Origin of the sequence: Dysgonomonas sp. (assembly GCF_035323175.1) — a bacterium.
GTDB lineage: Bacteria > Bacteroidota > Bacteroidia > Bacteroidales > Dysgonomonadaceae > Dysgonomonas.
Genome location: NZ_DAOKYH010000002.1, coordinates 496,564 through 509,917, shown reverse-complemented (window position 1 = coordinate 509,917; position 13,354 = coordinate 496,564). Strand labels below are relative to the sequence as shown.

Annotated in this window: 5 protein-coding genes; all 5 read right to left on the bottom strand. The window is 36.4% G+C overall.

What is annotated here, in order from left to right:
* Positions 1-45 precede the first annotated feature (45 nt).
* The 5 genes from PKC55_RS05215 to PKC55_RS05195 all read right to left on the bottom strand — a co-directional run bounded on the left by PKC55_RS05215 (position 46) and on the right by PKC55_RS05195 (position 12,957).
* Positions 46-2,373 (bottom strand): GH92 family glycosyl hydrolase, encoded by a 2,328-nt coding sequence (locus tag PKC55_RS05215; RefSeq protein WP_291128250.1) that lies wholly within the window; start codon positions 2,371-2,373, stop codon positions 46-48.
* Between the two features lies 1 nt (position 2,374).
* Positions 2,375-3,496: a basic secretory protein-like protein gene (locus PKC55_RS05210; protein WP_291128252.1), complete on the bottom strand. Its 1,122-nt coding sequence runs from the start codon at positions 3,494-3,496 to the stop codon at positions 2,375-2,377.
* 139 nt (positions 3,497-3,635) lie between these two features.
* A complete protein-coding gene (locus tag PKC55_RS05205) occupies positions 3,636-5,309 on the bottom strand; it encodes a RagB/SusD family nutrient uptake outer membrane protein (protein WP_291029316.1) in 1,674 nt (557 codons plus the stop codon).
* Positions 5,310-5,327: 18 nt separating this feature from the next.
* Positions 5,328-8,495, bottom strand: coding sequence for a SusC/RagA family TonB-linked outer membrane protein (locus PKC55_RS05200; RefSeq protein WP_283686201.1), 3,168 nt, complete (start codon positions 8,493-8,495; stop codon positions 5,328-5,330).
* A 448-nt stretch (positions 8,496-8,943) separates the two neighbouring features.
* On the bottom strand, positions 8,944-12,957 hold the full coding sequence (locus PKC55_RS05195; protein ID WP_291125044.1) for a hybrid sensor histidine kinase/response regulator transcription factor: 4,014 nt from the start codon (positions 12,955-12,957) through the stop codon (positions 8,944-8,946).
* Positions 12,958-13,354 lie beyond the last annotated feature (397 nt).

Here is a 13,354-nt window from a genome sequence, read left to right as displayed (position 1 = left end):
CTAGCAAACGGAATAAATAGATGACTCTTATCTTAGCGTAACAAGTTATTTAGAAAGAGAATATGGCTTTTCGTCTTCATTGAAGAGCCTTTTTTTGTTTGGTGTTGACGACATTTCGAATGTAAGCTCTGCTCCATTTTTGATATCATCATAATTGATATAAGCTTTTGTATACGGTTTGCCGTTTAGCTTTACCGATTTTACATAGCGCATTTTATCGCTTACTTTATCTGCTTTTATTTCCAGGTATCGTCCTTCTCCTAAGTTTACCTTCATGTAAGGAAAATAAGGAGCTCCCAGAATATATTGGTTTGTACCCGGACAAACAGGATAGAATCCCATCGCTGAGAATATATACCAAGCTGACATCTGTCCGCAGTCATCATTGCCACATAGACCATCAATGCTATTGCGATACATACGATTCATAATTTCCCGTACCCAGTACTGTGTTTTCCAAGGCTGTGAACTCCAAGCATATAAATATGCTATGTGGTGACTTGGTTCATTTCCATGTACATAATTGCCCATAACGCCTTCGCGGGTAACATCTTCTGTTTCTGCGAAAAACTCATCAGGTAAGTGCATGGTGAAAAGTGAATCGAGACGTTGTATAAACTGTTTGTCGCCACCCATTTCTTTGATAAGCCCTTTTACATCATGCGGAACAAAGAATGAATAGTTCCATGAATTGCCTTCTATAAAACCTTCTCCATGCGTGCTCAGCAGGTTGTATGGTGTTTTCCACTCACCGTTGCTTAAACGAGCACGTACAAAACCTATTTGATGATCGAATACGTTTCTGTAATTCAAAGCCCTTTTCTGATAAGCATCTGCTACAGATTGGTTACCTATCTTTTTAGCTGTATTGTATATTGTCCAATCATCGTACGAATATTCAAGTGTGATGGACGAGCCACTTCCATTTTTGTCAACAGGGACATAGCCTAGTTTTTTGTAATACCCTGTACCATCATAGTAATCGAGGTTAGAACTGCTTATCATCGCTTCCAGCGCTTTGTCTTTGTCTATGTTCAAACCCTTATCCAAAGCATCAGCTAAAACAGATACAGAGTGATAGCCGATCATGCACCAGTTTTCGTTGCCCATATGAGACCAAACAGGTAATGCTTTGTGAACGCTTTGTTCGTAGTGAGCGATCATCGATTTTACAATGTCGGTGCTTCGCTCTCTATTGATGAGATTGAATAATGGGTGGAGGGCCCTAAAGGTATCCCATACAGAAAAGATCGTATAATTAGTAAAGCCTTTAACCTGATGTATGTTATGGTCTATACCTCTATACTGCCCATCCACGTCCATATATACTGAAGGATTGATCATCGTGTGATACAATGATGTGTAGAACATTGTTTTCTTATCAATGTCTCCTGTTATATCTACTACGTTCAATTCTTTGTTCCATTTTGCTGTTGCTTCTGCGGCTATCTGGTCAAAAGATTTTCCTTTCGTTTCAGCCTCAAGATTTTTTATTGCTCCTTCCGTACTTACTGCCGACAAAGCTACCTTTATAACAAGAGGAGCCGAAGCTTTATTATCGAATTCGAGATGAGTAACAATCTTTCGTCCGGCTATTTCAGGAAAATTATTCTGTAAGTCAAACTTTCTCCAGAATCCTGAGTATTTAGGTTTTTCTTTATCTACATACCCATATTTTTTTATTGGCTTAGATAAAGAGATCGCAAAGTAGGTATAGTTTTCTCTAGCCCAACCATTCGTGATGCGATAGCCTGTAATCAGCGTGTCGTTTTCAACTCTCAGGCTTGTCCAAAGAACTTTTCCGTCATAATTATATATTCCGTGTGTAAGATCCAATAATATTTTCTGAACCTCTCCCTCGGGGTATGTGTATTTATGTACGCCAACACGTTCTGTTGCTGTTAGCTGTGCTTTTACTTTATAGTCGTCGAGTACAACTTCATAATATCCGGGGCGCGCCTTTTCTGTATCATGCGAATAGCGTGAGCGATAGCCTGAATCTGGTTTGTCGGCAGTGCCGGGATTAAATTTGAGTGGTCCTGTTACGGGTACGATTAAAATATCTCCTAAGTCGGAATGTCCCGTCCCACTCAGGTGTGTATGACTAAACCCTACAATGGTTTTGTCGTCGTGCTGATATCCGGCACAATATTTATATGTGTCTTTCTGATATACACCGTTTATACTATGAGGTATAGTATCCGTGTCCGGGCTTAACTGTACAATGCCATGAGGAACGCAGGCACCCGGGAACGTATGTCCCATCTTTACAGTGCCAATCATGGGGTTGACATACGATGTCTTCTCTTGTCCGGATACCATACCACACAGAATGTATAAAGAAAAAGTGAGGACAATTTTGTTGAATTGCATATTATTTTTTAGCGTTATTAATTAAATATTCCTGATATTCATTCCACATGCCTTCGATATTCGCTTCGGGCCCAAAAACTTTCTTGATAGCGCCATCAAAACTCCATACATCCATATCTCTTACTGTAAGGTGAAATTTACGGATTGCATCCGGGTCTTTAGTGGTGAGCCACTGTATAAAAAATCCTGTGGTGCGGTAACCATCCATCCAGTTGCCTCCGGGTTTGCGTGTACTCATATCAAACAGTCCTGCTTCGGCTCTCACTGCATCAGCGATGCCTTCGATACATGCCCAGAAAGTTTTATTATTGCCATAGTTTCCAATGCCTTTTGGTTCAAACTGGTAACCATGCGTCAATTCGTGATAAAGAACGCCACGTGTTTCGAAATCTAATTTATGTAATGATTCTTTAGCCGACTTTTCTATATGCTGTGTACTATACACTATATTTATGTTGGGAGAACTGCCTCCTTTAGCCGAAACTCCGTTGTAATCTTTCAGTGTATAGTCTATTTCCTGTACATCTACCATTGGATCATTAGCCGTATAGTACAATATTTCTGCTACCTTCTGGGTGTGGTATTTTACATACTCGTCAGGATTCTGCACTAGCTGATGATATATCTTATTACCTTCAGTATCGGGATCGAGAGACTCAAATACTACTTTGGGATATTTAAAGTTTTCCCAACCAGCTTTTAGGTTTTTATTTGATAATACAACTTCAGCAATCTTCAGTGTGTCATTGCTGGAAGTTTTGGCCTCCAGCATATAATATTTGTATCTTGCAGGCTTTTGTACTACACATAATACCTCCTGAAAACGTGAGCAGAAAATCTGATCTTTTCTCTCATCTACTATTATCCATTTTTTTCTATCATTCGATCCTTTTATAGTCCAGTTGGTAGGATCATAAGCAGGGAGCTCCCCTGTGGAGTATATTTTATAGCTTAACACAGGCGTGGTATATTCTGTATCAAATACAATTTGATTCAGTTGCCTTTTTCCTGTGTAAGATGTTGTAAGGTCATTATCCAACAGTTCTTTCGGATTCGTTGATAATGATTGGCTTTGACAAGCTAAAAAAGGAACAAGTAGAACAGATAATATTAGCTTTTTCATTATATTCTGTCAATTGTTTTGAGAAATAAAAGAGATACTTGTTTTCGTAATTTATAGTTAAACAACCTGCAATTCCTTTATTGCAATGGGAATTGCAGGTTATTAGAATGTTAGAGACGTAAAATTCTCTTATGTTTTATTAATATCCTGGATTTTGAGATAGGCTAGGATTACGATCCAGAGCCGAATCTGAAAATGGCCATATCAACATATGCATATTGTTAGAGAAAGATTTACCATCAGATTTATTATAAATAGTGGCTGATGCAATATCTACCCATTTTAAAGACATATCACTTTGAAGCTGAGGGTACAAATGGTTACGGCGAATGTCATCCCAAACTTTTAGTTCTAATGGGAATTCATGTAAGCGCTCAGTTAATACATCATCAATAGTAATTGTTGCTGGTAATGAATACTTACTGCTCAAAACTCCATTAACAGTGAATGCACGTTTTTTTACAATTTCCAGATGAGCTTTAGCTTTAGCTTGATCAGGTGATGTTTGTTTTAGATATGCCTCAGCTGCGATCAAATGCATTTCAGACAAACGGAATACCGGAAAGTTTAGACTAGAACCTACAGTATTTACCATTGCGTAATCTTCGAACCAAAACCAGTTGTCATATTGATCGCAGTCGTAAGTTAAGCCTTCTGCTGAAGTATATGTCTGAAAGAAGAAGTTCTTTTCCATGATACGAACATCACCATCTACATAACTTTTGATAACAGCATCTTCAGCATGATACATATTTGCTAGTACACTTGTTTTGAATACATTCGTTTTACCGTCGGCTTTTTTCCATGAGGTTGCAGCATTAGTCATACAAGCATTGATGTATCCGTTTCCACGATCCAGGAGTTGTTCATATTCGATAGCATATATGATCTCTTTGGATGATTTGCTGTTTTTAATCTTATTGAATGCACTTTTTTGAGCAGCTCCATTATCATCACTGGCTTCAAGGTCATGCCCCGCACCACCAGAGATAACTGCTTCTGCCATTGCTGCTGCTTCTGCATATTTAGCTGTATTCTGTAATGGATATCCGGCCCATTGCAAATATACTGTAGCTAATAATGCTTGTGCTGCAGGCTTTGTTATACGGCATTTGTTTGCATAAAACGTAGTATTAGGTAAAGCCTTGATTGCCTCCTGAAGATCTTTCTCTATCTGAGTATATACTTCGGTAATCGAAGCTCGAGGCTTATTAATTACTGTTGGATCTGCTGTTTCTATAGGCTCTAAGATTAGAGGAACTCCTCCATTACCTCCGTCTTTGGCTTCCCCATCTTTACACCCGAATTCTTTCAACAAGAAATAATAAGACCATGCGCGGAAGAAATAAGCTTGAGCTAGAAATTCATCTTTCTGAGTTTCTGTGATTATGCCTTTTGCTACCATTCCTGGTATACGTGCAATTAATACATTACAACGTCCGATACATACATAAGGCTCACGATAAAGTTCATTTACTTCTCCAACACTTTGAAATGTAATATTCAAATCTCGAACTCGTCCTGATATATTTCCGTCACCTTTTTGATCTGTAAATAAACCCGAAAGGAGACCACTATACATAAGGCGGGTTGGTTGCCAACCATTTTCACGACCACCATAAAGATATGGTACTCCCCCGTAATAGATCATGTTTACTGCGGCCTGAGCATCAGCAGCAGAAGTCCAAAATGTTCCATCTGTCTTTTGATTTAGAGGCTCTTCATCAAGAAATCCAGAGCATGATGAAACTGTTAGTGCTAGTGCAATTATACCCACAAGAGGCTTTTGCATTAAATTTTTTATCTTTTTCATGAAGCTAATTTTTTAATATTAGAATGTTATACTTGCTCCCAATGTGAATGTACGAGCTTTTGGATAGGCAAAGAACATTACGTTTTGTCCCCATTGTGACGTACCTTTAGAAGAGGATTCAGGATCATATCCTTTAAATTCATCAGAGCACAATAAGAATACATTATTTGCAGTACCATACACTCGTAATCCTTTAAGACCAAGTTTAGCTGCTACAGATTTATCTAATGTATAACCTAACTGTATTAGACTCAAACGTAAATATGAACCATCAGCTAACCACGAAGAGTTGAAGTTCTGATCAGTGTAGCTATCACCATACTGACGGTTGAAAATCATCTGTACTTTTGTATTCTTGTTTTCTGGAGACCAAGCATCAGTTAAGATAGTAGAAAGACCTGATGTTAAAAAACGAGATTGAGTAGAGTGTAAGAAATCTTGTAAAACATCTACACCTAATGTAAATTGGAAATCGACAGTTAAATCAAAGTTCTTATAGTTGAATGTATTGGTAAAGCTACCGGTCCAATCAGGCAATCCTTTGCCTAAGATAGTTCTTTCAGTAGCAATAATACTACGTCCGATATTGTCTCCCGAATCGCTTATGCCTAGCCATTCATAACCGCCAAATGAAGATAAAGACTCACCTACTTTTAGTGTTCCCCAGTTATTCCATATTGTTTCATTATTCAATCCGATTTTTTCTACTTTATTCTTATTATAGTTCACATTCAATGTACTACTCCATGAAATATCGTTACTTCTAATCGGATAAGCTGTTACCATTAGGTCAAGACCTTGATTTGATACTTCTCCAATATTTGCAGTCATAGTAGAGAATCCTGTAGAATATGGTAATGGCCGATCATATAATAAATCACTTGTATATTTGTGATAATAAGATACATCAAATACCAAACGATCTTTGAATAAACCTAGGTTGATACCAGCATCAAATTGAGCTGTTTTTTCCCATTTTAGATCTTTGTTTGCAAGTCTGCTTAAATAAGCAGTAGTAACTTTTTCTCCACCAATTACTGTAGTTCCTTGTCCAATAGTAGCCAATGAGTTATACACGCCTATTTCGCTATTTCCTAATATACCATAACTTGAATGCAACTTCAGCATACTAATTATGCTATTATCTTTTAAGAAATCTTCGTTAGAAGCCAACCAACCTAACCCTAAAGAAGGGAAAAATGCATATTTATTATTCTTACCAAACTTTGATGATCCATCATAACGAGCTGTCACGGTTGCCATATATTTGTCTTTCATAGTATAGCCTGCACGTAAGAAATAAGAGTTCATAGCCCAGCGCTCATGACCTGAAGTTACTGATGAAGGCTTAGTTCCCGCGCCCATATTGTGATAGTCATAGAAATCATCAGCAAAAGTTTTAGCATTCGCTGTAAAATATTCGTACTCATTTTCTGTCCAAGATAAACCAGCCATTGCATTGATACGGTGATCTCCGAATACCTTTTTGTATGTTAGGTATGTCTCTTCTTGCCAATACAGATTATGGGAATTACTTTGATAAGCATTACCCTGATCTCCTTTACCAAAGTCATGTACGTCGCGAGGTCCGTATTCACGATTTGTGTTTTGATTGTTACTTACTCCAAGTTGAGTTAATAAATCCAAACCTGGCATAAGATGGAACGTGAAGGCAGCATTTCCAAATATGTGCGTACGATATTGTTTGCGAATTACGGATTTAAGGAAGTGAACAGGGTTTGCTCCATCTTCAGCAGAAAATAGTCGTTCTTGATATTCGTTCGTTACTGTTGCCGGATTGTCTAGGTATTTCACTACAGGTTTGAAAGATGCTGAATTGTTATCAGCCCATGATCCATCAGGATTCTTAATAGGATACCATGCCGGCATTTCTATCATCGTACGAAGTGCGTTTTGCCCTCCGTCTCCGTGGTCTGCATTATTACCCCATGAATGGTTTACCATCAAATTGATACCAGTAGTTAACCATTTTGTAGGATTAGCATCAAATGTCATTTTTGCGTTTACACGCTTCATGTATGAGTTAAGTAAAAGACCTTGTTGATCGGTAAAGTTTAAGAAAGCACCTACAGATGATTTTTTAGTTGATTGTTGGATACTCAACTGATGATTGTGAGAAACAGCTGTACGTGTAGCTTCTTTTTGCCAATCGGTATTATATAATGCTTTACCATTTGAGTCAAAATAACGGGAGTCGGTAAAATGGTCTGCCATATTCAATGAATAAGCCGTACCTTTATATGTATTAGCGTTTTTCAAGCCAATCATAAAGGCTTCTTGCCATTGGGATGCACTTAATGTTTCCATGTAACGTGATACATTAGCGAAGCTTACAGATCCATCATATCTTAGTGTTGTTCCTTCAGTTCCCATATCTCCACGTCTTGTAGTTACGAGTATTACCCCATTAGCTCCACGTGCTCCATATATGGCAGCCGAAGACGCATCCTTCAATACTTCAATATTTTCTATGTCATTTGGATTAAGCCTATTGAATGCATCAGCTTCCATAACCACACCGTCTACTACAAACAATGGATTTGTATTAGCTTTGATGGTACTTACCCCACGGATAATTATACGAGAAACAGCACCTGGTTGTCCGGAGTTACTGAAGATATTCACACCTGATGCTTTCCCTTTTAGTCCATCAAGGGCGTTGAATGTTTGCGCTTTAACTATGTCCGATCCTTTGGCGCTTGCAATAGATCCGGTTACATCCGATTTACGCATTGTACCGTAACCTACTACTACTACTTCTTCCAAGGCTTTAGCATCTTCTACTAAGATGACATTAATATTTGTTTTTCCTCCTACAACTATTTCTTGTGTATGGAATCCTATAAAAGAAAATACAAGAGTAGAATTAGAGTTTGGTACAGTGATAGTATATGCACCGTCCAAATCAGATATTGTTCCTGTTGTAGTACCTTTTACAACAATGCTTACGCCGCTTAATGGCTCGCCGGTTTCATCTTTTATTGTGCCTTTCACAGTGATGTTACTCTGTTCAATGCTTTTGCTTTCATTTGCATCCTTTACGGCTGCAGGAGCTGAAGCAGATGAGTACTGAAAGATCATGAGAGAAAGAAATAGAAAAAGTGCCTTTCTGACATAATCCTTGTAGTAACTTTTAGAAGTATTACTTGCAGATTTTTTTCTCATAATATGATTTTTATTAAGTTAACTTGTAATTAGTTATTTGAGACATTTGTCTCTGTTTTGAATTTAAAATGAGTTGGTTTTAATGAATGTTACATAAATTCTAGGTTTTAGAGGTTAATATTATAGGGAGTGTAATGTATTTTCCTTTGTCTTGATATACCTGAAAGTTGTTTTATAAACCTTTTACCTATCTGTAAGTCTTTAAAATTTCTAGGTTGATAATCGATGTTTTATGTCTTTCTGTTTTCCATGGGCAATTCTTATTTTGTATAATGTCTCTAAGAATCCCTCTGAGCTATTTTAATGTTTATTCCAATAAGGAACATGCAATGTTAATATTTATGTATGTTTATTTCTTTATCTTAAAAGCTGAAAAAGGTATCCTTATTTACACGGTGTAAACTAGGATACCTTTTTGGTTTTTTAGGATACTATTCAGTCTGTCTTGTTATTTTTGCTGCCTGTATTCCTTAGGGGTCATATTGTATTTTTTTGAGAACTCCCTATAGAAGTAGGATTTGTTATTTATCCCCACCTTATATATAATTTCTTGAATAGTGAGGTTTGTTGTGATTAATAATTTCGCCGCACAAGTAAATCTGTAATCTTTTATAAAATCACTCGGTGTAAGTGATGTAATTTTCTTGAATCTTCTGTACAGATTTCGTGTATTTGTACCAAGCTTTTCTGCTATTAACTCCGGTCTAAGGTTCTCCTCTTCGATATTACTGTCTATTATCGAAATAACGGACTCCATAAACTCTTTATCTTCCTGATGTATTACTTGTCCATCCGAATACTCAAGTGCACTTTCGGGTGAATAGTAATAGTCTTTTAGTTTTTTCTTCGTATTTAGGAGACGATTTATCACAGAGCGTAAAAAGAGTGGAGAAAATGGTTTTGTAAGATATGCATCTGCCCCAACATCTAGTCCTTCAGATTGATCTGCGTCACTAATCTTTGCTGAAATGATAACCAAAGGAATGTGTCTGGTTATTTTGTCCGATTTTATTTGGTTTATCAGTTCCAGCCCACTCACTTCAGGCATCATGATATCAGTGATGATCAGTTCCGGCATTTGGCTTTCTATTTGTTTAAGTGCTTCGTTTGCATTGTTAGCTCCTTTGATAATATATTCGTCTGATAAAATATCATTGATGAGCCATATTATATCCTCATTGTCATCTACAACGAGTATTATCGGTTTAGAACCCTTGCCTGAATTGTCATCCGGTAGAACATTTACAGGTTCTTGAAGAGTAGCAACAGGTACTTCTTTTAGTTCCAGTTGAGGTAGCTCCACAATAAATTCCGCATATCTATTTACTTCACTTTCTACTTTTATGCTTCCTTGTAATAGTTCAACAAGGCTTTGGCAAATAGACAGCCCTATTCCATTCCGTGACGATGTACGAGAGTATTGGTTGTCACTCCCTATTTCTTCAAGGATGCTATAGCGATCAAATATAATCGGAATTTTAGAAGCCTCAATTCCCTTCCCAGTGTTGTATACTTTTAGGGTTAAGGTATCGTTGTCTGTCATTAAGGTAACTTTGACTTCTCCACCTTCTTTTGTATATTTAAATGCATTGGATACAAGGTTGGTGTATATTCTATTGAAACATATTATATCTGTATTCCAAAGCAGCTTATCTGACACTTTCAGGTTGAATCGTATTTTATTTTGCTCGGCAATAGAAAAGAATGACTCAGACTGTTTCCTTATTTGTTGGGCAACAGGAGCATTTTTTATTATATGGAGGTTGTATTTGGATTCTTCTAATTTTCTGAAATCGAGTATTTCTTGGATAAGCTCGTTCAGATTATCGACATTGTTACGTAAGATCTCGATATACTTATGAAAGTTATTATCCATATTTGGGGTTTTCTCTATACGATCGGTCACTCCATTTATAAGAGTTAGCGGAGTACAAAACTCATGAGTAACATTTGTGAAGAAGTCTAGTTTAGCTTCTATCAACTTCTCTTTTTGTTCTTCTTCTATTTTATTCGCTAGTTGTATTTGCTTGTTTATTATTTTTTTGCGAATCATATAAATGATATATGCGCAAACAAGTAAGAATAAGCATGCATATCCAACTATTGCCCATGTGGTGAAATACCAAGGGGGTAATTTTTTTATATGGAGGGTGTAGAATCTTTCATCGGAATTGAACACATCGTTCTTATATCTAACTTTCAAAACATACTCTCCCGAAGGCAGATTGGTGAATGTTATCTCATTTGACTTTTGTAAATCTGTCCATTCATTATTGTAATCTTCCAGCATATAAGAATATTCGTAGTTTTCTCCATCGATATAGTCTACCGCTATAAATGAGAGCGTAAAGGCTGCAACATTAGCAGGGATTTCGAGATACTTAGTGCTGTTGTTAATGTAATTTGACAAAGGACGATCTTCTCCTGATATTTTTAATCCAAAGAAATAAAGATCAGGTCTATAGCTATTCTCAAAACTATATCCCGGCTCTAGCCATGTGAGTCCGTTTATGCCACCAAAGAAAAGTCGCCCTGTATATGGGCAATGCCAGTAGGCATCATCAGAAAACTCAAAAACTTTTAGATCAGGAAATGTATAGTTGTGGAAAAAGTCGTTATGCGGATTATACTTAGCCAGTCCTTTATTTGTACTTAGCCATATGCAGCCTTCTTTATCTTCGAGTATTCCGTGTATCATATCATTTATAATGCCACTTTTTCTGTCAAATTGCTTGATTGTATGATTTCCGTTTTTAAAAAACTGCATTTGAGTTAGGCCTGAGCTTGCTCCGAAATAAAACACAGAGTCTTTACTCTGATAAACACTTAATACATCACCAATAGCAGTACTTTCTGCTTTATTGATGGGAATAAATTCGTATTGTTTGTTCGTGATGTTAAATCGTGTTACTCCATAACCACCTCTATTCCCTATAAATAATGTTGATTTTCCGTCATAAGTCATAGAATGGAACTCGTTGCATGTCTTATCGTTTTTCTTCGGGAAGAAGGCATTTATCGATTTAACTTCAACTGTTGGAGCCTGATTGTCAACAACAACCTCCAATAAGCCATTTCCGGCTGTGGCCATCCATAATGTGGAATCATTTACTTCACATATTGAATGAACTTTACCTATTGTGTTCGGAGTCTTATTTATCGCTGTCTTTATTTTATTGTCTTTGTATGAATAATAAGAAAGTCCTGGGCCTTCTGTCCCTAACCAGATTATGTCTTTCTTCTTGCTTCGTAAAAAACAGAATACAAGGTTGCTGACTAACCCTTCGGTTGTTGTGTAATGGATTATTTCCGATGATGGAATTTTTAAATTATTCAACTTATCGTAATTCTTAATCAGAAAAATACCGTCACCTTTTGTGCCTACCCAAAGATTGTTGTGTTCGTCGGTATATATCGAACGAACAGGTTTTTGGCTGTCGAATGGCAAATGTTCGAGCAGTATATTCCCAAACATATCGTGATTCTGATAGAACATTTCTACACCTTTGCCATCTGTTCCAAGCCATAGTATATCTTGTTTATTATCCTTTAATAAGCAAAAAACACCTATCCCGCTAGTTATAACTTCCGGCCTATAGTGGTCTTCTATATTCAATTTTACTACGCCATTGTTTTTAAACGCGATATATACGTCATATTTGAACGATGTTATTCTTGCTATACCGCCATTTTTGGCTGTAAGTTGCGATATATCTGATAATACTATTTTTTTTGAAGCAATTATGTCATATAGGTATAGCTTTTGATCTTTATCAACGAAGTAAATCTTATTGTTCTCATAAGATGCATAATCTATATTTTTATCATGCATTGTTATTTCATGAGTTTTTAGTTTTATATCCGAATCTTGCTTCTTTAAATATTCAATATTCAGAAGTTTCCCATTGTTTGTAATCAAATAAAGTTTATCATTCTTAGTAAAGAAAATATCTTTTATACTTTCAGTGTCAGCCTCAGGGAGATGGATATCTTGGAACCTTTTCAAGTCGGAAGATGATGAATAATAGGAAATATATCCTCGTTTGCATATAACCCATGTATTGCCTTGACTATCTGCCGCTAAAAGCTTCGCTTCGGGACATTCGGGGTGAGACTCTGTTACTCGCCTGTCTTTTAACGAGAATCTGTTAAGTCCAAGAAAAGTTGATATCCACAAATGGTCAGCATCTGCTTGCGAAATTTTATGTATGATATTGCTGCAAAGTGAATATTCGTTGTCTAGTTCGAACCGATACACATAAAGGTTTTTTCCATTGTATAGATTAAGGCCATCATATGTACCAAACCACATATATCCATTTTGATCTTGGTACATACATAATACAGCGTTATTTGACAGGTCAAGGTTTCCGACTCTGTGAGCCCCATATGCAGCATATGAACTCAGAATTGAAAATACAGATAACCAGCAAATAAGAACTAAGGTGGTTGATTGTTTCATTCTCGAATTGTATGGTGGTTTTAGTGCATTACACGAATAACAAAGTATCCATGAATATGTTTCTTCATGAGTTAGAGGAACTAAATTATCTTATAGTTATATAGCCTAACAGAGTATTTGAAGAACAAAGAATTTAGAGCATTTAATTTTACAAAAATAAGAGATAATATTGTAAAAATATAGTTAAATCGTTCGAGATTTAAACTTTTATAATATTCTGAATATAAAAACGGTTGACATAAAACCCCTTAATTGTATTGTAGTAATATTAACTCGGTATTCATTTGATTGTGCATGCATTCCTGATATAAATAATTCCAATGTTTTTCTTCAGTATTTATTTTACACGTTAGGCCTAAAGATTTTCTAAATATAATAAAATCTTTAAAATAGAAGG